The 19,106-nt window shown below is 63.1% G+C and carries 23 protein-coding genes and 1 pseudogene; 13 read left to right on the top strand and 11 right to left on the bottom strand.

Annotated features, from left to right (window positions below; all coding sequences use genetic code 11):
• The first annotated feature begins 58 nt into the window (after positions 1 to 58).
• The gene (gene nfuA / locus FHR73_RS05760) at positions 59 to 643 is read left to right on the top strand and encodes a Fe-S biogenesis protein NfuA (RefSeq protein WP_133863080.1); all 585 of its coding nucleotides are present in this window, start codon (positions 59 to 61) and stop codon (positions 641 to 643) included.
• 59 nt (positions 644 to 702) lie between these two features.
• Here the strand turns inward: nfuA and FHR73_RS05765 are convergent, their stop codons facing one another.
• Positions 703 to 1,113, bottom strand: coding sequence for a PA2817 family protein (locus FHR73_RS05765; protein WP_183629962.1), 411 nt, complete (start codon positions 1,111 to 1,113; stop codon positions 703 to 705).
• A 142-nt stretch (positions 1,114 to 1,255) separates the two neighbouring features.
• Between FHR73_RS05765 and FHR73_RS05770 the strand changes: the two genes are divergently transcribed.
• Genes FHR73_RS05770 through queF form a run of 3 tightly spaced genes read left to right on the top strand, consistent with a single transcriptional unit; the run spans position 1,256 to position 3,805 of the window.
• Positions 1,256 to 2,188 (top strand): ABC transporter ATP-binding protein, encoded by a 933-nt coding sequence (locus tag FHR73_RS05770; RefSeq protein WP_183629963.1) that lies wholly within the window; start codon positions 1,256 to 1,258, stop codon positions 2,186 to 2,188.
• On the top strand, positions 2,185 to 2,964 hold the full coding sequence (locus FHR73_RS05775; RefSeq protein WP_183629964.1) for an ABC transporter permease: 780 nt from the start codon (positions 2,185 to 2,187) through the stop codon (positions 2,962 to 2,964). The genes FHR73_RS05770 and FHR73_RS05775 overlap by 4 nt, the downstream gene beginning before the upstream one ends.
• Positions 2,965 to 2,977: 13 nt before the next feature.
• Entirely contained in the window at positions 2,978 to 3,805 is an 828-nt protein-coding gene (queF, locus tag FHR73_RS05780; RefSeq protein ID WP_183629965.1) for an NADPH-dependent 7-cyano-7-deazaguanine reductase QueF, read from the top strand.
• On the opposite strand, the gene FHR73_RS05785 is transcribed toward queF, so the two are convergent.
• Positions 3,806 to 4,075, bottom strand: coding sequence for a DUF4404 family protein (locus tag FHR73_RS05785; RefSeq protein WP_007158392.1), 270 nt, complete (start codon positions 4,073 to 4,075; stop codon positions 3,806 to 3,808).
• A gap of 217 nt (positions 4,076 to 4,292) precedes the next feature.
• On the opposite strand from FHR73_RS05785, the gene FHR73_RS05790 reads away from it, so the two are divergent.
• A complete protein-coding gene (locus FHR73_RS05790; RefSeq protein ID WP_273861521.1) occupies positions 4,293 to 4,919 on the top strand; it encodes a VacJ family lipoprotein in 627 nt (208 codons plus the stop codon).
• A 59-nt stretch (positions 4,920 to 4,978) separates the two neighbouring features.
• Here FHR73_RS05790 and FHR73_RS05795 read toward each other — a convergent pair whose 3' ends face one another.
• A complete protein-coding gene (locus FHR73_RS05795) occupies positions 4,979 to 5,278 on the bottom strand; it encodes a PilZ domain-containing protein (protein ID WP_183629966.1) in 300 nt (99 codons plus the stop codon).
• Between the two features lie 204 nt (positions 5,279 to 5,482).
• On the opposite strand from FHR73_RS05795, the gene rssB reads away from it, so the two are divergent.
• Together rssB and rssC are read left to right on the top strand one after the other, a co-directional pair.
• Positions 5,483 to 6,667 (top strand): two-component system response regulator RssB, encoded by a 1,185-nt coding sequence (gene rssB, locus FHR73_RS05800; RefSeq protein ID WP_183629967.1) that lies wholly within the window; start codon positions 5,483 to 5,485, stop codon positions 6,665 to 6,667.
• Positions 6,664 to 7,146, top strand: a complete 483-nt coding sequence (gene rssC, locus FHR73_RS05805; RefSeq protein ID WP_007158388.1) for an anti-sigma factor antagonist RssC — start codon at positions 6,664 to 6,666, stop codon at positions 7,144 to 7,146. The genes rssB and rssC overlap by 4 nt, the downstream gene beginning before the upstream one ends.
• A 12-nt stretch (positions 7,147 to 7,158) precedes the next feature.
• On the opposite strand, the gene tal is transcribed toward rssC, so the two are convergent.
• The gene (gene tal, locus FHR73_RS05810; protein ID WP_183629968.1) at positions 7,159 to 8,085 is read right to left on the bottom strand and encodes a transaldolase; all 927 of its coding nucleotides are present in this window, start codon (positions 8,083 to 8,085) and stop codon (positions 7,159 to 7,161) included.
• 47 nt (positions 8,086 to 8,132) lie between these two features.
• Complete coding sequence (gene dusA, locus FHR73_RS05815; protein ID WP_183629969.1) at positions 8,133 to 9,143, bottom strand: tRNA dihydrouridine(20/20a) synthase DusA; 1,011 nt, start codon at positions 9,141 to 9,143, stop codon at positions 8,133 to 8,135.
• A gap of 534 nt (positions 9,144 to 9,677) precedes the next feature.
• Between dusA and FHR73_RS22715 the strand changes: the two genes are divergently transcribed.
• From FHR73_RS22715 to FHR73_RS05830, 3 genes are all read left to right on the top strand, one after another.
• Positions 9,678 to 9,827, top strand: a complete 150-nt coding sequence (locus FHR73_RS22715; RefSeq protein ID WP_183629970.1) for a DUF4113 domain-containing protein — start codon at positions 9,678 to 9,680, stop codon at positions 9,825 to 9,827.
• A 69-nt stretch (positions 9,828 to 9,896) separates the two neighbouring features.
• Positions 9,897 to 10,196 (top strand): metal-sensing transcriptional repressor, encoded by a 300-nt coding sequence (locus tag FHR73_RS05825; protein WP_183629971.1) that lies wholly within the window; start codon positions 9,897 to 9,899, stop codon positions 10,194 to 10,196.
• An 11-nt stretch (positions 10,197 to 10,207) separates the two neighbouring features.
• Complete coding sequence (locus FHR73_RS05830) at positions 10,208 to 11,320, top strand: nickel/cobalt efflux protein RcnA (RefSeq protein ID WP_183629972.1); 1,113 nt, start codon at positions 10,208 to 10,210, stop codon at positions 11,318 to 11,320.
• 162 nt (positions 11,321 to 11,482) lie between these two features.
• On the opposite strand, the gene chrA is transcribed toward FHR73_RS05830, so the two are convergent.
• From chrA to FHR73_RS05860, 6 genes and pseudogenes are all read right to left on the bottom strand, one after another.
• Entirely contained in the window at positions 11,483 to 12,847 is a 1,365-nt protein-coding gene (gene chrA / locus FHR73_RS05835; protein WP_183629973.1) for a chromate efflux transporter, read from the bottom strand.
• Positions 12,844 to 13,782: a chromate resistance protein ChrB domain-containing protein gene (locus FHR73_RS05840; RefSeq protein WP_183629974.1), complete on the bottom strand. Its 939-nt coding sequence runs from the start codon at positions 13,780 to 13,782 to the stop codon at positions 12,844 to 12,846. Before FHR73_RS05840 ends, chrA begins: the two co-directional genes overlap by 4 nt.
• 68 nt (positions 13,783 to 13,850) lie before the next feature.
• Positions 13,851 to 14,185: pseudogene (locus tag FHR73_RS05845) on the bottom strand (phage late control D family protein); the annotation flags it as partial.
• Between the two features lie 105 nt (positions 14,186 to 14,290).
• Positions 14,291 to 14,854: a fasciclin domain-containing protein gene (locus tag FHR73_RS05850; RefSeq protein WP_183629975.1), complete on the bottom strand. Its 564-nt coding sequence runs from the start codon at positions 14,852 to 14,854 to the stop codon at positions 14,291 to 14,293.
• Positions 14,855 to 14,928: 74 nt separating this feature from the next.
• Positions 14,929 to 15,669, bottom strand: coding sequence for an anti-sigma factor domain-containing protein (locus tag FHR73_RS05855; RefSeq protein ID WP_183629976.1), 741 nt, complete (start codon positions 15,667 to 15,669; stop codon positions 14,929 to 14,931).
• Positions 15,632 to 16,207, bottom strand: coding sequence for a sigma-70 family RNA polymerase sigma factor (locus FHR73_RS05860; RefSeq protein ID WP_183629977.1), 576 nt, complete (start codon positions 16,205 to 16,207; stop codon positions 15,632 to 15,634). Before FHR73_RS05860 ends, FHR73_RS05855 begins: the two co-directional genes overlap by 38 nt.
• Positions 16,208 to 16,559: 352 nt before the next feature.
• Here FHR73_RS05860 and FHR73_RS05865 point away from each other — a divergent pair, with 352 nt between their 5' ends.
• The 3 genes from FHR73_RS05865 (at position 16,560) to FHR73_RS05875 (ending at position 19,065) form a co-directional block, all read left to right on the top strand.
• The gene (locus tag FHR73_RS05865) at positions 16,560 to 17,300 is read left to right on the top strand and encodes a response regulator (protein ID WP_027602269.1); all 741 of its coding nucleotides are present in this window, start codon (positions 16,560 to 16,562) and stop codon (positions 17,298 to 17,300) included.
• Positions 17,301 to 17,302: 2 nt separating this feature from the next.
• Complete coding sequence (locus FHR73_RS05870) at positions 17,303 to 18,361, top strand: HAMP domain-containing sensor histidine kinase (protein ID WP_183629978.1); 1,059 nt, start codon at positions 17,303 to 17,305, stop codon at positions 18,359 to 18,361.
• 101 nt (positions 18,362 to 18,462) lie between these two features.
• The gene (locus FHR73_RS05875) at positions 18,463 to 19,065 is read left to right on the top strand and encodes an EF-hand domain-containing protein (protein ID WP_183629979.1); all 603 of its coding nucleotides are present in this window, start codon (positions 18,463 to 18,465) and stop codon (positions 19,063 to 19,065) included.
• Positions 19,066 to 19,106 lie beyond the last annotated feature (41 nt).

The raw sequence follows: 19,106 nt of genomic DNA on the forward strand, positions 1-19,106 counted from the left end.
AGGGCTTTCGTCGCGGGGTGGGGTGGCGTAAACTTGGGACACCTGTTGAGGAGTGACCATGAGCGCCATCACCATTACCGACGCGGCTCAGGATTACCTGGCCGACCTGTTGGAAAAGCAGAACACCCCCGGGATCGGTATCCGCATCTTCATTACCCAGCCCGGCACCCAGTACGCCGAGACCTGCATCGCCTACTGCAAGCCCGGCGAAGAGAAGCCCGATGACCAGCCGGTAGGGTTGAAGAGCTTTACCGCCTATCTCGATGCCATCAGCCAGCCCTTCCTCGAAGACGCCCTGGTGGACTATGCCACCGACCGCATGGGCGGTCAGCTGACCATCAAGGCGCCCAACGCCAAGGTGCCCATGGTCAATGAGGACAGCCCGCTCAACGAGCGCGTCGACTACTACCTGCAGACCGAGATCAATCCGGGGCTCGCCAGCCATGGTGGCATGGTCAGCCTGGTGGACATCGTCGACGACAACGTGGCCGTGCTGCGTTTCGGCGGCGGCTGCCAGGGCTGTGGCCAGGTCGATCTGACCCTCAAGGATGGCGTCGAGCGCACCCTGCTGGAGCGGATCCCCGAGCTCACCGCCGTGCGCGACGTCACCGACCACACCAACCGCGAAAACGCCTACTACTAGAGATAGCGCGTTTTGCGGATTCGAAGGGCTATCGACCGGTTCGATAGCCCTTCGGCGTTTCAGTGGCGCGCTGCGTCATCCGGCAGGGTCAGCAGACGCTGTTCCTGTGCCCAGTCGAAGACTTCGCCGCGGGATTCCGCTTCGTGGCGTCGCTCGTCCAGTCGCTGATAGAGCGCCAGCTCTTCGTCCGGCATGAAGTGCAGGCAGTCGCCGCCAAAGAACCACAGCAGGTCGCGCGGTACCCGGTGGGCGATCTGCGGATAGCGGCTGAAGATCTGGCTGAGCAGGTCCTGGCCGAGATAGGCGTATTCTTCGGGCGCCTGCGGCAGGCCGGCGACCAGCTCGTCGAAGCGGTCGAGAAACAGCGCGTGATTCTCCGACGGCACCTGCTCGGCCGTGCCGACGTCGGCCAGGACCGCACGCAACTGGGCGAGAAGGGCAACGTGGTGGTCGAGATAGGAAGTGGCCATGGGTGTCTCCTGAAAAAGCGGCTGCGCAGTATAGGGGCACTGTCCGACGTTGTCTGGTTCGACTAGGATCGAACCTTTGCCCTCTGCCGGGGTTATAGGAAGTAGCACTTTTCTTTGCGAATCAGTTCTTGCCGGGAGGCACATGAGTCTAGCTCTCTCCATTCGTGGTCTGACCAAGACCTACAACAACGGCTTCACCGCGCTCAAGGGCATCGACCTGGATGTGGTCGAAGGTGATTTCTTCGCGCTGCTCGGTCCGAACGGAGCGGGCAAGTCGACCACCATCGGCATCCTCTCGACCCTGGTAAACAAGTCGGGCGGCGAGGTCTCGGTGTTCGGCAACGACCTGGACAAGGATCCGGCGGGCCTCAAGCGCTGCCTCGGCGTGGTGCCCCAGGAATTCAACTTCAACCAGTTCGAGAAGGCCTTCGACATCGTGGTGACCCAGGCGGGCTACTACGGCATCCCGGCGCGGATCGCCGGCGAGCGGGCCGAGGAATACCTGACCCAGCTCGGGCTGTGGGACAAGCGCGACACCCCCTCGCGCATGCTCTCCGGCGGCATGAAGCGGCGGCTGATGATCGCCCGCGCCCTGATCCACAAGCCGCGCCTGCTGATCCTCGACGAGCCCACCGCCGGGGTCGACATCGAGCTGCGCCGCTCCATGTGGAGCTTCCTCACCGAGCTGAACAAGCAGGGGACCAGCATCATCCTCACCACCCACTACCTCGAAGAGGCCGAGCACCTCTGTCGCAACATCGCCATCATCGATCATGGCGAGTTGGTCGAGCACACCAGCATGCGCAAGCTCCTGCAGAAGCTCAATGTCGAGACCTTCATCGTCGACGTGGTCCAGCCGCTGACGGCGGCGCCGCAACTGGAAGGCTATCCGACCCGGCTGCTGGGCGATCACTCCTTCGAGGTGGCCATCGACAAGGCCAGCGGGGTCAACGCCCTGTTCCGCCAGCTGGACGCCGCGGGCATCCAGGTGCAGAGCCTGAGAAACAAAGCCAATCGCCTGGAGGAGCTGTTCGTCTCCCTGGTTGAAAAGAATCTAGCCAAGGTCGCCCGATGAGTACCGAATTCCAAGCCAACATGGTGGCGCTGCGGACCATCGTCCATCGCGAAGTGCGCCGCTTCACCCGCATCTGGGCGCAGACGCTGCTGCCCCCGGCGATCACCATGGTCCTGTACTTCGTGATCTTCGGTAATCTGATCGGCAATCGCATCGGTGGCATGGGTGGCTTCACCTACATGCAGTACATCGTGCCGGGCCTGATCATGATGTCGGTGATCACCAACGCCTACAGCAACGTGGTCTCCAGTTTCTTCAGCAGCAAGTTCCAGCGCTCGGTGGAAGAACTGCTGGTGTCGCCGGTGTCGCCCCACGTCATCCTCATCGGCTATGCCATGGGCGGCATCCTGCGTGGCCTGGCCGTGGCCGCCATCGTCAGCGTGCTGTCGCTGTTCTTCACCCACATGCAGGTGCACCACCTGGGCATCATGCTGCTGGTGATCATCCTCACCGCGGCGATCTTCGCCCTGGGCGGCTTCATCAACGCCGTCTACGCGCGCAACTTCGACGACATCTCCATCGTGCCGACCTTCGTGCTGACGCCGCTGACCTACCTGGGCGGGGTCTTCTATTCCATCGACCTGCTGCCGGCCTTCTGGCAGAAGGTGTCCCTGGTCAATCCGATCCTGCACATGGTCAACGCCTTCCGCTACGGCATCCTCGGGGTGTCCGACATCCGCATCGGGGTGGCGATCGCCTTCATGCTGTTCGCCGTGGTCGTGCTTTATCTGGTCAGCATCCGTCTGCTCGTGAGCGGGCGCGGCATGCGTCATTGAGTGTCAGAGCGTCATGCATAGCGTAGAACAATCTCCCCTGGGCAAAAGCACCGAGTACGTCAGCCAGTACGCCCCGTCGCTGCTGTATCCGATCCCGCGCGCGCCCAAGTGGGCGGAGCTGGGCCTGGACGGGCAGGACCTGCCGTTTCGCGGGGTGGATGTCTGGACCTGTTACGAGCTGTCCTGGCTGCTGCCGTCCGGCAAGCCGGTGGTGGCCATCGGCGAATTCGCCATCCCGGCCGATTCGCCGAACATCATCGAGTCCAAGTCCTTCAAGCTGTACCTCAATTCCTTGAATCAGTCGGCGTTCGCCAGCCTGGCCGAACTCGAAGCCGTACTGGTCAGGGACCTGAGCGCCGCGGCCGGCGGTACCGTCGGTGTCAGCCTGGTATCCCTGGATGACTGGGCGGCTCGCGGTGTGCAGCGCCCCGATGGCCGGTGCGTCGACGATCTGGATATCGGCCTGGATCGCTATGCCCACCCGCAGGTTGAACTGCTGAGCGTGGGTGAAGCCCGGGATAGTCAGAGGTTTTACAGCCACCTGCTCAAGTCGAACTGCCCGGTCACCGGTCAGCCGGATTGGGGTACGGTGGTGATCGAGTACGAAGAGGGGCGGGCGCTGGAGCCGGCCAGCCTGCTGCGCTACCTGGTCGCCTTCCGCCAGCATGCGGATTTCCACGAGCAGTGCGTCGAGCGCATCTATCTGGATCTGTGGCGGCTGCTCAAGCCGGTGAAGCTGACCGTGTTCGCCCGCTATGTGCGGCGTGGCGGACTGGATATCAATCCCTACCGAAGCAGTGACGCCATCCAGCCCGCCGCGGAGCGTTACGTCCGGCAGTGATCAGATGCCCATGCTGCTCAGGCTGTTCATGATCGAGCGGAGCGTGCCGGCCATGGTCGGGTGACTGACCTCGAAGCGCTCCACCGCCAGATTGACGCCTTCCACCAGGCTGCCATCCCGGGTGTGGGTGGCGTCTTCGTTGGCCAGCTGGAATTCGATGTCCCGGATCAGCAGTTCCAGCTCTTCCCGGTCCTCGGGCGAGGCGGGCGGATCCTGGTCCAGCTGGTGGCGAAGGTGGTCGAGTTGTTCCTGCAGATGAGAGGTGGTCATGGCGTTTCTCCTGTGTCCGGACTCTTTGACCGCAACGTTGGGTCAAAGATCGAGTGACTGCGCCTGGCCCTAAGCCAAACTGGCAAAGCTATGACTATAATCGGCGCCTTTCAGGCGTCTGAGTGCAACGAGGAGAGAAGCGATGACGGTCGAGCGACGTGGTTCCAGGGTCTGGGGAGCGCTCCTTGCAACGGCCCTGACGTTTGCCGGTCAGGCGATGGCGGCCGAAGCCGAGAATCCCGATCCCTGGGAGGGCTTCAACCGCAAGATCTTCGTGTTCAACGATACCTTGGACACCTATGCCCTCAAGCCGGTTGCCCAGGGCTATCAGCGCTTCACGCCCGGCTTCGTGCAGACCGGCGTGAGCAACTTCTTCAACAACCTGGGTGACGTGCGCAACCTGGCCAACGATCTGCTGCAAGGCAAGGTCGAGCACGCCGGGGTCGATACCGCGCGCCTGCTGATGAACACCACCCTGGGTGGTCTCGGCCTGGTCGACGTGGCCACCAAGGCCGGTCTGCAGCGCAACGACGAGGACTTCGGCCAGACCCTAGGCAAGTGGGGCGCGAACAGCGGTCCCTACCTGGTCCTGCCGTTCTTCGGCCCCAGCAGCGTGCGTGACGGCCTCGGCCGCATCCCGGACAGCTACACCAGTGCCTATCCCTATGTGGACGACGTCGCCGTGCGCAACAGCGCCTTCGCGCTCAGCACCGTCGACACCCGTGCCGGTCTGCTGCAGGCCGAGCGGCTGATCACCGGTGACAAGTACGTGTTCATCCGCAACGCCTACCTGCAGACCCGCGAATTCAAGGTCAAGGATGGCCAGGTGGTCGACGACTTCTAGTCCCGGCCCAATAAAAAAGGCAGCCCGCGGGCTGCCTTTTTTATTGGGGATCGGCGCGTCTAGCGCATTTCCAGCACGGACAGGCCGAGCAGCTGCTTGCCGGCGTCCGTGGCCTGGACGCGCAGGACTTCGGTATCGGCTTCCAGGCCGGGGAGTTCGGCATGGCTGGAGGGGATGAGCACGGTCACCTTGTCGCCGACCTGCAGGCTGGTGGCGGCCTCGATCTGGAAGCCGGTGCTGGACAGATCGACGCAGCGCGCCTCGAAGGAGGCGTCGCCGACCTTCAATACGGCCTTGGAGTCGACGTGCATGCGAATGAAGTCGCGCTTTTCACTGTAAGAACGGTCGATGGTACTCATGGCAATCCTACTGCTTGGGAGGATGGATGGCGGGTTGCTGGAGGTATAAACTCCATAACGGCACCCTGTAAAGAAATTCCATCCGGTTGGCAAGCTTGAACGCCCCGGTGGATGGGAGTAGTGTCTCCGCCGTGTCGTAATCACCGTGGCCCGTGTCGGATAGTGTCCGCCGGTTTGCCGTTCGGGTGCATGCCTGGATCCTCTATGTCTAATTCGCCTGCCACGCTCTTGATCATTGACGATGACGAGGTGGTTCGCCTCAGTCTCGCCGACTATCTCGAAGACAGTGGCTTCAACGTCCTGCAGGCCAGCAATGGCCAGCAGGGCCTGGAAATATTCGAGCGCGAACAGCCCGACCTCATCATCTGCGACCTGCGCATGCCGCAGGTCGACGGGCTGACGCTGCTGCGCCGCATCAGCGAGCTGTCCATCGATACGCCCGTGCTGGTGCTGTCCGGTGCCGGCGTCATGAGCGACGTCGTGGAAGCCCTGCGCCTGGGTGCTGCCGATTACCTGATCAAGCCGCTGGAAGACCTGATGGTGCTCGAGCACTCGGTCAACCGCGCCCTGGATCGCGCCCGCCTGCGCCTGGAGAACGATCGCTACCGGGTTAAGCTGGAAAACACCAATCGCGAGCTGCAGGCCAGCCTGAGCCTGCTGCAGGAAGACCAGAACGCCGGACGCCACGTGCAGATGAACATGCTGCCGGTGACGCCCTGGGAGACCGAGGGGCTGAACTTCGCCCACGAGATCATCCCGTCGCTGTATCTGTCCGGCGACTTCGTCGACTACTTTCGCATCGACGAGCACCGCGTCGCCTTCTACCTGGCCGACGTCTCCGGCCATGGCGCGTCCTCGGCCTTCGTGACCGTGCTGCTCAAGTTCATGACCACGCGCCTGCTCTACGAGTCCAAGCGCAACGGCACCCTGCCCGAATTCAAGCCCTCGGATGTGCTCGGCCACATCAACAGGGGTCTACTGGATTGCAAATTGGGCAAGCACGTGACCATGCTGGGTGGCGTCATCGACGAAACCACGGGTACCCTGGCGTACAGCATCGGTGGCCATCTGCCCTTGCCGGTCCTGCATACCCCGGAAGAAACCCGGTTCCTGACCGGCAAGGGTCTGCCGGTCGGCCTGTTCCAGGAGGCGACCTACAATGACCACCAGATGGATCTGCCCGAGCGTTTCAGCCTGACCCTCTTTTCGGATGGCATCTTCGACCTGCTGCCGGGAGACAATTTGAAAGAGAAAGAACACAGCTTGCCCGACTACGTCCGCCGCGCCGGCGGTACACTGGCAGGCCTGAGCGAAGCCCTGGATCTGGCATCCGTCACCGAGATGCCCGACGATATCGCTTTGCTGGTGTTGAGCAGGAACCTGGCATGAGCACCGGAAAAATCCAATTTGCCGAGCAGGATGGCACCTTCGTCCTGAAGTTTACCGGCGAGGTGCGTCTGACCCTGTGCTCGGCGCTGGACGCCACCATCGAGCACATCTTCTCGTCGTTGAATTTCTCGTCCATCGTCATCGATCTGACCGAGACGCAGAGCATCGACAGCACCACCCTGGGCCTCTTGGCCAAGCTGTCGATCCTGTCGCGGCAGCGCATCGGGCTGCTGCCCATGCTGACCACCAACAACCCGGACATCCTGCGCCTGCTGGATTCCATGGGTTTCGATCAGGTGTTCAACATCGTCGAGACCGTACTGCCTTGCCCGGATTGCCTGACCGACCTGCCACCGCAGGACCAGTCCGAAGCCGAGGTGCGCAGTCGCGTGCTTGAAGCCCATCGGGTGTTGATGGGCCTCAATGAATCCAACCGCAATGCCTTCCGCGATCTGGTCAGTGCCCTCGAAAGGCACTGACCGAAAGATGGCTTAGCGCTTGCCGGGCAGCAGCACTTCCAGCTTTTCCTGATCGCGCGCGAACTGGCGAATGCCTTCGGCCAGCTTCTCGGTGGCCATGGCGTCTTCGTTGTGCGCCCAGCGGAAGGCCGCCTCGTTCAGCTGCTGCTTGGGCTCGCCACCGGTGCTGTCAGCGTTCAGCACGCGCGGCAGGTCACCCTGGGCTTCCGACAGCTGTTGCAGCAACTCGGGGCTGATGGTCAGACGATCACAGCCGGCCAGCTGCTCGATCTGGTTCAGGTTGCGGAAGCTGGCGCCCATGACCACGGTGTCGTAGCCATTGGCCTTGTAGTACTGGTAGATGCGGGTCACGGACTTCACGCCCGGATCTTCCGCGCCTTCGTAGTCACGGCCTTCGGCCTTCTTGTACCAGTCGTAGATGCGGCCGACGAAGGGCGAGATCAGGAACACGCCGGCCTCGGCGCAGGCGGCGGCCTGGGCGAAGGAGAACAGCAGGGTCAGGTTGGTCTGGATGCCTTCCTTCTCCAGTTGCTCGGCGGCGCGGATGCCTTCCCAAGTGGAGGCGATCTTGATCAGCACGCGGTCCTTGCCGATGCCGGCCTTCTCGTACAGCTCGATCAAGCGATGGGCGCGATCCAGGGTGGCGCTGGTGTCGAAGGACAGGCGCGCGTCCACCTCGGTGGAGATGCGACCAGGGATCAGCTTGAGGATCTCGCCACCGACGGCGACGGCGAAGCGATCGCAGGCCAGGCCGATGTCACCATTAGCGCCGCTGAAGGCGGCCTGCAGGTGCTCTTCGTAGCGGGGCAGGGCAGCGGCCTTGAGCAGCAGCGAGGGGTTGGTGGTGGCGTCGTAGGGCTTGAGGCGGGCGATGGCGTCCAGATCGCCGGTATCGGCGACGACCGTGGTGTATTGCTTGAGTTGTTCCAGCTTGCTCATGGCAGGTCTTTCCTTCGGTTAGCGAATGGACATCGTGGAGACGTGACTCAGTGGCCCCTGAGAAGTTCAGTGGCCTCGTCATACAGGCGCAGCGGTTCAGGGCTGCGATGCAGATCGGTGGACAGCAGTTGTCGGAAGCGCCGCGCGCCGGGAAAGCCCTGCGCCAGGCCCAGGATATGGCGGGTGACGTGGTGGATGAGACCACCCTGTTGCAGATGCGCCTCGACATAGGGTCGCAGCTGCAGCATGACGTCGTGGCGGGTCAGTTGCGGACGGTCGCAGCCATAGAGCGCCGCGTCCACCTCGGCCAGCAGGTAGGGATTCTGATAGGCCTCGCGACCCAGCATCACCCCATCGAAGACCTCCAGCTGCTCGCGGCAGGTGTCCAGGGTCTTGATGCCGCCATTCAAGATAAATTCGAGATCAGGAAAATCCTGTACCAGCTGTGCGGCCACGTCGTAGCGCAGCGGCGGGATCTCGCGATTCTGCTTGGGCGACAGCCCTTCGAGGATGGCGATGCGCGCATGCACGGTGAAGCTGCGGCAACCGGCCTCGGCGACCTGGCCGACGAAATCCCGCAGAGCGTCGTAGCTGTCGCGCCCGGAGATGCCGATGCGGTGCTTGACCGTCACCGGGATGGCCACCGCATCGCGCATCGCCTTGACACTGTCGGCCACCCGCTCGGGATAGGCCATCAGGCAGGCGCCGATCATGTTGTTCTGTACCCGGTCACTGGGGCAGCCGACATTCAGGTTGATCTCGTCATACCCCGCCTGCTCCCCCAGCCGCGCCGCGGCGGCCAGTTCGGCCGGCACGCTGCCGCCCAGCTGCAGTGCCAGGGGATGCTCGGTCTCGTCATGACGCAGGAACCGCTGGGCATCGCCATGCAGCAGGGCGCCGGTGGTGACCATCTCGGTATAGAGCAGGGCATGCTGGGACAGCAGGCGGTGGAAATAGCGGCAGTGACGATCCGTCCAGTCCATCATGGGCGCCACGGAAAAGCGGCGGGAGGGCTCAAGGCGCGTGGTTGCTGGGGTTGGGGCGGTTTCGGCAGGCATCTCGTTACGTCTGTTCTAGGCTCTTTCGCTACATTTCAACCGATTTTGGCAGCCGCACTGCTACAGGGTAGCAATTGCAAAAAGTCATGTAGCTAGGCGAAGCGGGGCCGATAACGTCACGCTGCTGCAAGCACGGGGCGTTGGCTATACGGCTCAACTCCGCACAGTGCGGGATGAAGGTCGAGTCTATCAGGAAAGCCACGCATCCGACCGGGAGCGGCCCCGTCAGCCGTCGATGAAAAAGTAAGAGATGGAGCGTGTTCAGCGAATAACGTGGCAGCCTTTAGCTAACTTAGAGATCTATGCCGATTTCTCGAACTGGGTGATGCGAACCGTCCAGTGGATACGCCCGCACTAGGCGCCGCCACTGAAGAAGCAGATCATCAGCTCGCGTATGTTCGGCCACAGGTGTACCGCCTGGACCCCATCTATCGCGAGGTCTCGGCCTTCCCGTAGTGCACGGTGGTGCTGGGCAGCATTGTGAAGACGGATGGGTCTCTTCGCCCCGACCGGGCAGGGCGACCCAGGCAGCTGATGCAGGTGGTGGACCGGATCAGTGCCCGGTACGGGCGGGCCGCGTTGTATCTGGGGCGGGTTCCCGCCGATCCGGGCTGGCAGATGCGGCGAGAGTTGCTGTCGCGGGGGTATACGATGCGGTGGGGAGAGTTGCCGCGGGCAGGATAGGTGCTTGATCGTATCCCCTGGGGGGGGATAGCATGCGCGCTTCGTCGATCCTCACATAGGGCTCAGGCTATGAGCGAGCATGACCACTCTCATCCCCACCCCCATACCCACCAGTCGCATGAGGCGATCATCAAGCGTCTGAAGCGAGCGGACGGCCACCTGCGTAGCATCATCCAGATGATCGAAGACGGCCGGGGCTGTGTAGACATCGCCCAGCAGTTGCACGCGGTTGAAAAGGCCGTATGCCAGGCGAAACGCACGCTGATCCAGGATCACATCGACCACTGTCTTGAAGACACGATGGAAGCGGTGGCAAGGGGCGAACACGCCTCCCTGGAAGAATTCAAGCAAATCACCAAGTACCTGTAGGCCTGCCCGCCATGTCTAGCTTTGCTGACCTGCTGCAACAGGGTGCTTCGCACGCCTGGCTGTATTTCCCTAGCGCTATCTTGTTGGGTGTCTTGCATGGCCTTGAGCCTGGGCATTCGAAGACCATGATGGCGGCCTTCATCGTGGCGGTGCGTGGCACTGTCAAACAGGCGGTACTGCTTGGGCTAGCGGCTACGCTTTCTCATACGGCCGTTGTGTGGCTGGTGGCCATGATCGGGATGTATGTGGGGCGAGGCCTCGATGCTGAAACGACCGAGCCTTATTTTCAGCTGGCTTCGGCTGTCATCATCATCACGATTGCCCTGTGGATGCTCTGGCGTACATGGCGCGGCGAGCGGCTATGGCATGTCCACGAAGGTCACGACCATCATGATCACCACGACGAAGCGCGGCTCATAGATACCGGCCACGGACGTGTCGAGTTGGCGATAATCGAGGACGGCGTACCTCCGCGCTGGCGGCTGAAAACGTTGATGGGCCTACCTTGGCCGGCGTCCGAAGTGGCTCTGAAGACGATCCGTCCGGATGGAGCAACTCAGCATTTTCGCTTCGTAGACCAGGGGGCCTATCTGGAGTCTGTCGGTGAGATCCCCGAGCCTCACGAATTTGGCGTTCGCCTGAGCCTGGGGCATGCCGGCCATTCCCATGATTACGATCTGGCCTTCCATGAGCACAGTCATCATCACGCACCCTCCGAGGGTTTGGAGCTTGCCACCGACGGCTATCAGGATGCCCATGAGCAGGCGCATGCCAATGACATCCGTAAGCGCTTCAGCAACCGGAGTGTCACCACGGGGCAGATCATTCTCTTCGGACTTACCGGTGGCCTGATTCCCTGTCCGGCGGCCATTACGGTGCTTCTGCTTTGCCTACAGGTGAAGCAAATCGCGCTAGGTGCAGTGCTTGTGCTCTGCTTTAGCATCGGATTGGCGATCACGCTTGTGACCGTTGGCGCGGCGGCTGCAATAGGTGCCCGCCATGCTACCGGTCGTTGGCCCTGGATGAGCGCAGCCGCTCGGCGAGCCCCCTACCTGTCCAGTCTCTTGATCATCGGGGTTGGAATATACGTGGGATTTCATGGATGGCTGGGCCTGAAGGGCTAGCTGGACTTTCCTATGCGTCGTAGATATTGCTGCTTGATCCCTGGCACACAGGCGCACACTTCGTGCCCCTGTAGCGCGAGCCGCCAGGAAGCGCCTGTTGGCTGACTCGATGAACCCTGGGGATTGATTGGCGCTGGCAACCCCAGAGGTTTCGCTACCTGATCAGTGCCGGAGCAGATGGATGGCCAGGCCAGCGATCGCGCATGCAGCCAGTACCTGGATGACCCCTCGCTTGAAGCGGAACAGTGCAATCGCTGCAGCCAGGGCAATCAGTGCCGAGGGCCAATCGAAGTAGCCGGCGAAGCCTTGTGGCCAAAGCACGTGGTACCCAAAGAACAGGGCCAGGTTGAGTATCACGCCGACCACGGCAGCGGTGATGGCCGTGAGGGGCGCGGTGAACTTCAGGGAGTTATGGGTAGATTCCACGAGCGGGCCACCCGCCAGGATGAACAGAAATGACGGCAGGAAGGTGAACCAGGTGACCAGGCTGGCGGCCACGGCGCCTGCCAGGAAAGCCTGATCGGCGCCGAATACCGCCTGCACGTAGCCCCCTACGAAGCCGACAAAGGCCACGACCATGATCAAGGGCCCAGGCGTGGTTTCGCCCAGAGCGAGCCCATCAATCATCTGAGTGGGCGTCAACCAGCCGTAGTGGGTGACGGCGCCTTGATACACGTAGGGCAGGACGGCATAGGCGCCACCAAAGGTCAGCAGCGCCGCCTTGGTGAAGAACCAGCCCATCTGGGTAAACGTTCCTTCCCAGCCGTGTAGGACGGTCAGAATGCCCATCGGCAACGTCCACAGCACGGCACCTGCAGCTATCAGCATGAGCAAGCGTGGCCAGCGAAAACGGGCATGTTCTGGACTGGGCGTATCGTCATCGATCAACGCGGGGCCGAAGGAAGTCTTGGCTGCCCCATGTCCACCACCGACGCTGAATTTCTGCGGTGCGAGGCGTCCCCCGAAATAGCCAATTACCGCGGCGCCCAGGACGATCAAGGGGAACGGCAGGTTCAGGGCGAAGATGGCAACGAAGGAGGCGGCAGCGATCGCCCACAGCCAGTTGTTCTTCAGTGCTCTGGAGCCGATGCGATGGGCGGCGTGAACGACGATTGCGGTGACCGCTGGCTTGATACCGTAGAACAGTCCAGCGACCACCGGCACCTCACCGAAGGCGATGTACACCCAGGACAGCGCGATCAAGATAAACAGCGACGGCAGTACGAAAAGCCCACCGGCAATGACGCCACCCCATGTACGGTGCATCAGCCAGCCGATGTAGGTCGCCAGCTGCTGGGCTTCCGGGCCGGGCAACAACATGCAGTAGTTCAGTGCATGGAGGAAGCGTCGTTCCGAGATCCAGCGCCGTCGCTCCACCAGTTCCTGGTGCATGATCGCGATCTGACCCGCCGGGCCGCCGAAGCTGACGAAGCCTAGCTTCAACCAGAAGACGAAGGCTTCCCAGAATCCAATGGGCTGGGGGGCTTGCAGCGGGGCGTCTGTTTTATGCCTGGCTACTTGGATCATGTCGACGGTACCTCGCTGTTGAAGCTGGCTAGCAGGCCGTCAAACAGCGCAGACGCGGCGGCGAGGAGTTGATCGTCATCGAGCAGCGTCGCGCGTAGGCCGACCAAGACACTTTCGATACCTGCCGCTTCGGCCGGCTGGATGCCGCCGACGTCTAGGTAATGCACTAGCAACCCCAGGCGGGCGATAGCAGGTTGGGTAAGCCCGAAACTTGCCGCCAGCACCTCGAAGGTGACGCGACTCCCGACATGGCTGAAGGCGGCGCCGTCGAAATCGAAACCCAGGGCCTCGCGTGGGCAATCTGCAGGGCTCGCTAACCACAACATCTTCGCCTCTGGATCAATGAATCGACGAATCAGCCAGGCGCTGGCAAGTCGATCTACCCATGGCCTTTGGCGAGTAGCCCAGATTCGACCTTGGTAGTCCGCTATGCGCAGCGGCGTGATCACTCCCTGGCTGTCATGAGGTTCATCAGGGGACAGCACGCGGGCGCAGGCGAGCTCCAGCTCCTGCAGGCCTTGATCCGTTTGCTGCTGAGCCTCGCCTGGAAAGAAATCGATTGCTGCTAGGGTCGCGAAGGCTTTGCGGAATTTGCGTGCCTGCTTCAAGACGTCCTGAACGGTATCAGCGGTCAGTGCCGCTTTGGTTCGGGCGATCTCTGCGAGCAACGCTGCATAGTCTTCGTTGCGCGCAAAAAGACCTTTGAAGTCCACATGCTCTGGCCCCTCGACCCTTAGCACATAGGCAGAACCCCCCGCTTCAGATACGTCCGATGCCAGACCATCGAGCGTTGCCCGGCAGTCGTCGCGTTCAGGCATTAGGTAAACGCCATCACGGAGGACGGCTGCGCCAGAAGCCTTGAGAGCACGCCATATCCGTTGGCGAGCGGTGGCGTTTTCAGTAGGTAGTGAAAGGACTAACAGCAGCCACTCCATTGGTAGAGACTCATTCATAATCGTTATAGTCACTACATAAAATCATTGGGAAGCCGAGGCTGCAAGCTCTATAGGTTGTCTGCATGCGTGCTAGGTCGCTGCTGTGTTTCCTGCAGTCGTTTCCATTCCCGCTTCGCCGTCGCTTTCGTCGCGTACAGGTGACGCAGCCGCCGCGACTTGCTCTGGTCGCCCTCGGTGAGCGGGTGCTCCTTGCCGGTCTTGGGGTCGCGGTAGTAGGCAATGATGCCGGTGTAGTCGCCCTGGATCTCGTCGACCAGGTCTTCCGGCAGCTTGGCTTCCAGCTCCAGGCGCGTGGTGTAGCCGCCGTCGGCGGTGAGGCTGTGCTGCACGTTCCCCCGTGCAAGATAATGGCGTCGATCCCGGCCTTTACACCCTGCAGGGTTTAGGGCGAGTTCGTCCATGAGCTCCGGGAAGAGGCAACTGGCACGTGGGCCGATACGACAGAGAGGCGGACACCCCTCACCGGTGTCCGCACGCCGCCTGCCCGTTACTTCGGCATCAGCACGGTATCGATCACGTGGATCACGCCGTTGGACTGCATCACGTCGGCGATGGTGACGGCGGCCTTGCCGCCCTTGGCGTCGACCAGCCAGAGCTTGCCGTCATGCAGCTTCACGGTGAGGTCTTCGCCCTGGACGGTTTTCAGCTTGGTCATGCCGCCGTGCATCTTGGCCTCAGCCATCAGTTGCTTGGCGGTGTGGGTGCCGGGCACCACGTGGTAGGTCAGGATCTTGGTCAGGTCGGCCTTGTGCTCGGGCTTGACCAGGGTATCGACGGTACCGGCCGGCAGCTTGGCGAAGGCTTCGTTGGTCGGGGCGAAGACGGTGAAGGGACCGCTGCCGTTGAGGGTATCGACCAGGCCCGCCGCCTTGACGGCCGCCACCAGCGTGGTGTGGTCCTTGGAATTGACCGCGTTCTCGACGATGGTCTTGGACGGGTACATGGGCGCCCCGCCGACCATGACGGTATCAGCGGCGAAGCTGAGCGGGGCGGTGGCACCTAGGATCGCGAGACTGGCTACGATGGCGATGCGCTTGAGCAAGGTGTGCATGGTGCGTCTCCTGAGTTCTTCGGCCCTCCGGATGAGGGTGATGAATGTACGGAGCAGCCCGGCAAACGGATGCATCAAAGCGAGCTTATTTTTCCCTGGGCGATGACCGGTCCCGTGGGCGAGCCTGTCGGCGAGCCGGTTCGCGGCTCAAGGGAGACCGCCAGTACCGCACCTGGCGTCAGTGCCGATGCGAGCCCGGCGGGTACGGCCAGGGTCACGGCCGTAGCGTCCTGGAGCAGACCGAGCGAATGGGGTTTGCCATCCGCCGTGATGATCCAGGCCTCGGGACTCCTGTCTGGCCAATCAGCCTTGCCGGCGGGTACGAACAGCAGTTGCCGACCATTCCCCTGCAGGGTGACGCTGAACGCCAGGCTGCCATTGCTCTGTTCCAGGCGGGCGAGCAGGGCGGGCGCTGTGACCTGGACCGGGCGCAGCAGCACGAGCAGCGCCAGCACGAGGGCAGCGACCAGTGCCAGTCCGGTCGTCCAGCGCCACAGGCGCGGGTTGCTCCAGCGGCGGATCGGCTCGGGTGCCGGTTGCTCCGTCGGAAAGAGCCGTTGCTGGATACCGTGCCAGACGTGGGCCGGCGGTTCGACGACCGGAAACTCATCGACCCACTCGGCGAAGTGCCGTTGCCAGGCCGCCAGTTGCGCCTGGTGTGCGGGGTCCTGCCGCAAGAGCTCCTCTACCTGCAGGCGTTCTTCGGCGGACAATACGCCCAGGGCGTATTCCGCGATGAGCAGCGCGTGTCGGTCGGAAGGGGGATCTCCTTGTCGTTCATAGGCCCAGGCACGCTCGCAGTTGCAGGAGGCCACGCCGGATCCAGCTTTTCATCGTGCCGAGCGCGATACTGTGGCGGGCGGCCAGTTCAGCATAGGAATAGCCCTCGAAGAAGGCGACCCGGATATAGGTCTGCTGGTCCTTGCCCAGGGTTTTCAGACAGAGCTCGATCTGGCGACGCTGGCGATGGGCTTCGAAGTCTTCGGCGACGGACTGGGTTGCCGGCCACTCGGCCAGGATTTCGAGCGGCTCGTGTCGATGCTGCGCGCGGCGGCGATCGATGGCCTTGTGGCGCGCCAGGGTCGCCATCCAGGTCAGGGCGCTGGAAAGCGTGGCGTCGAAGGTGCCGGCCTTGAGCCAGATGGCGGTATAGGCCTCCTGCAGGACCTCTTCCGCCTCCGCCCGATCGCCCACGTACTGCAGGCATACGCCGAACAGCCGGCTCGAGGTCACGCGGTAGAGCGTTTCGAAGGCCAGGCGATTGCCCTGGCCGCAGGCCTGCAGCAGGACATTGAGCGCGACGGGCTCCGGGTTCGTTTCAGGGGTGGCCGATACGGCTGATCTGCTCGTCAAGGATGGCGTTCCGAAAGGAGGCGCAACAAAGGTAGCTGGGCTTCAGCCCTATCGGGGCCGAGCAGCAAGAGGCCCAGGAGTGCGGTACTTGATGGCTTCACAGCTTCGGACTACCGCGGCAGCTGGGAGGCGATCTGTCCGATGTACCATCGAACGGACGGCTTAGCAATCGCGATCACCATTGTGCGCTTACGGCTTCTCGACTGGCGGATGGTTGCATGCCTGGCCGGCTCTCTCTCCGTATCCATCCCTTGACCACCTTTACACAAGCCTACATGCCAGGCCATAGCTGCCTCGCGGGCTGAGCGGCTAGCATGCACGTCCAGATCGTCCGACTGTTCAGGTAGCCCCGATGTCGCTGTCATCCGAATCCCCGCGCTGGACCTCGCGCATCCTGCTGGTGGATGACGATCCGTCGATCCGCGAGTTGATCTGTGGCTATCTGGCGCGCTTCAGCATCAATGCCCGCGGCGTGGGTGATGGCCTGGAGATGCGCCGGGCGCTGGCGGAGGAGGCCTTCGACCTGGTGGTGCTGGATCTGATGCTGCCGGGGGAGGACGGGCTTTCCTTGTGTCGTTCGCTGCGGCGCGACAGCGGCATTCCCATCCTGATGCTGACCGCCCAGTGCGAGCCGGCGGATCGCATCATCGGCCTGGAGCTGGGCGCCGACGACTATATGGCCAAGCCCTTCGAGCCCCGGGAACTGGTGGCGCGGATCCAGTCGGTGCTGCGGCGGACCCAGGATGGCCGCGTGCCCCAGCGCAAGGCGCCGCGGACCAGTGTCAGCTTCGATGGCTGGAAGCTCGATGGCGTCCTGCACCAGCTGCATTCGCCGGCCGGGGTGATGGTGCCGCTGTCCAATGCCGAGGTGCGGCTGCTGTGGGTGTTCATCGAGCAGCCGCGCCAGGTGCTGAGCCGCGAGCAGCTGCTCGATGCCACCCGCGGACGGGCGATCGAGGCCTTTGATCGCAGCATCGATCTGCAGGTGTCGCGCTTGCGCAGCAAGCTGGGCGACGATCCCCGCGCGCCGCAGTTGATCAAGACGGTGCGCGGCGAGGGCTATCTGTTCGATGCCAGGCAGATAGGGCACTAGCCATGCGCCGCCTGGATACGCTGTTCGCCCGCCTGTTCGCGGTCTTTCTGCTGGCCATCCTGCTGGGCCATCTGCTGGCTTTCTTCTGGTTTCGCCATGGCCTCGGCGAGCGACCGCCGCCACCGCCGCCACCCATGGAGGGCGAGGCCGCCTTCGACCGGACACCGCCGCCCGGACCTTTCCCGCACCGGGAACCCGGCGTCTGGCGGCGCATCGAGTGGTTTCTCGGCGGCCCGCTGATCTTCCAGCTGGGCTCGCTGGTGATCGCCGCCTGGCTCGGGGCGCGATTGCTGACCCGGCCGCTGCGCCAGCTGACCGAGACCGCCGAGCACCTGAGCCACAATCTCGACGGTTCGCCCATTCCGGTCACTGGGCCCTGGGAGACCCGGGAGGCCGCGCGGGCGCTCAATCGCATGCACCAGCATCTGCTCGAACAGCTCCAGCAGCGCGGGCGCATGCTTACCGCCATCTCCCATGACCTGCGTACGCCCCTGGCGCGGGTGAAGCTGCGCATCGAGGACATCGACGATCCGCGCCTGCACGCCCGGGTCAGCCAGGACGTGGACGACATGATCGAGTTGCTCGACGGCACCCTGAGGTATCTGCGCGAACAGCACCGGCAGGAGCGTCCCATCCTCTGCGACGTCCAGGCGCTGGTCGAGGCCATGGCCGAAGACGCGGCCGAGGAGGGCGCCCAGGTCGCTGTCCAGGGTAGCTGCCAGCCGTTGAAGGTGGCGCCCATGGCGTTGCGCTCCTGCCTCGGCAATCTGCTGCAGAATGCCCTGCGCTACGCTGGCCAGGCCGAGATCCGCCTGAGCGAGCAGCCGGAGCGGCTGATCATCTCCATCCTCGACCGCGGGCCGGGGATACCGGCCCAGTATCGGGAAGCCGTGTTCGAACCCTTCTATCGCCTGGAGGGATCGCGCAATCGATCCTCTGGCGGGACCGGGCTGGGGCTGGCCATCGCCCGGGAAGCGGCGGCGCACATGGGCGGCGAGCTGACTCTCGGCGAAACCCCCGGCGGTGGCCTGACCTGCCAGGTGGTGCTGCCGCGCCCCTGATGTATCGCCGGGCATACAAAGTGACCAAATGGCTGACATCTAACCGGCGGATACTGGGTGGTGCGGAACACTGATGTCCGCATTTCCCGGGAGAGACATCCATGATCAGCGGAATAGGCAGTGGCTACTCCAGCTACTACAGCAGTGCCAGCGCGATCAAAGGCACTGGCGCGACAGCGTCCGGCAATAGCGTCAGCGGGGGTGAAGACGGCAATCCGTTGAAGAAGCTGTTCGGCAAGCTCGACAGCGATGGCGACGGCTCCATCAGCAAGAGCGAACTCACCACCGCCGCCAGCGCGGCGAGCGATACCCAGACGGATACCGACGAGAGCGGGTCTATCGACGTCGACAAGCTGCTCGGCATGCTCGACCAGGATGGCGATGGCAGTGTCGGCGAAAGCGAATTCGCCTCGGCCTTCGCACCACCGCCGGGTGGACCCCAGGGGCAGAGGGGCACTGAGGAATCCAGCGGTTCCAGCGATTCCAGCGTTGCCGGACTGGGCGGTTCAGCGCGTCCGCGCATGCCGCCGCCACCGCCACCGCAGGGGGTGGGCGGGCAAGGGGACAGCGAGGCCGATTCCAGCACTCAGGAGTCGTCGAGCCCCTACACGCAACTGGTCCAGGCGGTATTGCGCCAGTACCAGAGCATTGGCAGCAACGGCAGCAGCACCGCCACGGGCAGCACCTTGAACGTGGCCGCCTGAGCAGAGATCGGCAGCGCAGGGCAGGGCGGCCAGCGGCCGTC

The organism is Pseudomonas sp. AS2.8, from assembly GCF_014190935.1.
In the GTDB taxonomy this organism is placed as follows: domain Bacteria; phylum Pseudomonadota; class Gammaproteobacteria; order Pseudomonadales; family Pseudomonadaceae; genus Chryseomonas.

What these genes read in the sequence shown, in the direction of transcription:
- nfuA (WP_133863080.1), top strand. Translation starts at nt 59, where the DNA reads ATGAGCGCCATCACCATTACCGACGCGGCTCAGGATTACCTGGCCGAC.
- FHR73_RS05765 (WP_183629962.1), bottom strand. Translation starts at nt 1,113, where the DNA reads ATGGCCACTTCCTATCTCGACCACCACGTTGCCCTTCTCGCCCAGTTG.
- FHR73_RS05770 (WP_183629963.1), top strand. Translation starts at nt 1,256, where the DNA reads ATGAGTCTAGCTCTCTCCATTCGTGGTCTGACCAAGACCTACAACAAC.
- FHR73_RS05775 (WP_183629964.1), top strand. Translation starts at nt 2,185, where the DNA reads ATGAGTACCGAATTCCAAGCCAACATGGTGGCGCTGCGGACCATCGTC.
- queF (WP_183629965.1), top strand. Translation starts at nt 2,978, where the DNA reads ATGCATAGCGTAGAACAATCTCCCCTGGGCAAAAGCACCGAGTACGTC.
- FHR73_RS05785 (WP_007158392.1), bottom strand. Translation starts at nt 4,075, where the DNA reads ATGACCACCTCTCATCTGCAGGAACAACTCGACCACCTTCGCCACCAG.
- FHR73_RS05790 (WP_273861521.1), top strand. Translation starts at nt 4,293, where the DNA reads ATGGCGGCCGAAGCCGAGAATCCCGATCCCTGGGAGGGCTTCAACCGC.
- FHR73_RS05795 (WP_183629966.1), bottom strand. Translation starts at nt 5,278, where the DNA reads ATGAGTACCATCGACCGTTCTTACAGTGAAAAGCGCGACTTCATTCGC.
- rssB (WP_183629967.1), top strand. Translation starts at nt 5,483, where the DNA reads ATGTCTAATTCGCCTGCCACGCTCTTGATCATTGACGATGACGAGGTG.
- rssC (WP_007158388.1), top strand. Translation starts at nt 6,664, where the DNA reads ATGAGCACCGGAAAAATCCAATTTGCCGAGCAGGATGGCACCTTCGTC.
- tal (WP_183629968.1), bottom strand. Translation starts at nt 8,085, where the DNA reads ATGAGCAAGCTGGAACAACTCAAGCAATACACCACGGTCGTCGCCGAT.
- dusA (WP_183629969.1), bottom strand. Translation starts at nt 9,143, where the DNA reads ATGCCTGCCGAAACCGCCCCAACCCCAGCAACCACGCGCCTTGAGCCC.
- FHR73_RS22715 (WP_183629970.1), top strand. Translation starts at nt 9,678, where the DNA reads ATGCAGGTGGTGGACCGGATCAGTGCCCGGTACGGGCGGGCCGCGTTG.
- FHR73_RS05825 (WP_183629971.1), top strand. Translation starts at nt 9,897, where the DNA reads ATGAGCGAGCATGACCACTCTCATCCCCACCCCCATACCCACCAGTCG.
- FHR73_RS05830 (WP_183629972.1), top strand. Translation starts at nt 10,208, where the DNA reads ATGTCTAGCTTTGCTGACCTGCTGCAACAGGGTGCTTCGCACGCCTGG.
- chrA (WP_183629973.1), bottom strand. Translation starts at nt 12,847, where the DNA reads ATGATCCAAGTAGCCAGGCATAAAACAGACGCCCCGCTGCAAGCCCCC.
- FHR73_RS05840 (WP_183629974.1), bottom strand. Translation starts at nt 13,782, where the DNA reads ATGGAGTGGCTGCTGTTAGTCCTTTCACTACCTACTGAAAACGCCACC.
- FHR73_RS05850 (WP_183629975.1), bottom strand. Translation starts at nt 14,854, where the DNA reads ATGCACACCTTGCTCAAGCGCATCGCCATCGTAGCCAGTCTCGCGATC.
- FHR73_RS05865 (WP_027602269.1), top strand. Translation starts at nt 16,560, where the DNA reads ATGTCGCTGTCATCCGAATCCCCGCGCTGGACCTCGCGCATCCTGCTG.
- FHR73_RS05870 (WP_183629978.1), top strand. Translation starts at nt 17,303, where the DNA reads ATGCGCCGCCTGGATACGCTGTTCGCCCGCCTGTTCGCGGTCTTTCTG.
- FHR73_RS05875 (WP_183629979.1), top strand. Translation starts at nt 18,463, where the DNA reads ATGATCAGCGGAATAGGCAGTGGCTACTCCAGCTACTACAGCAGTGCC.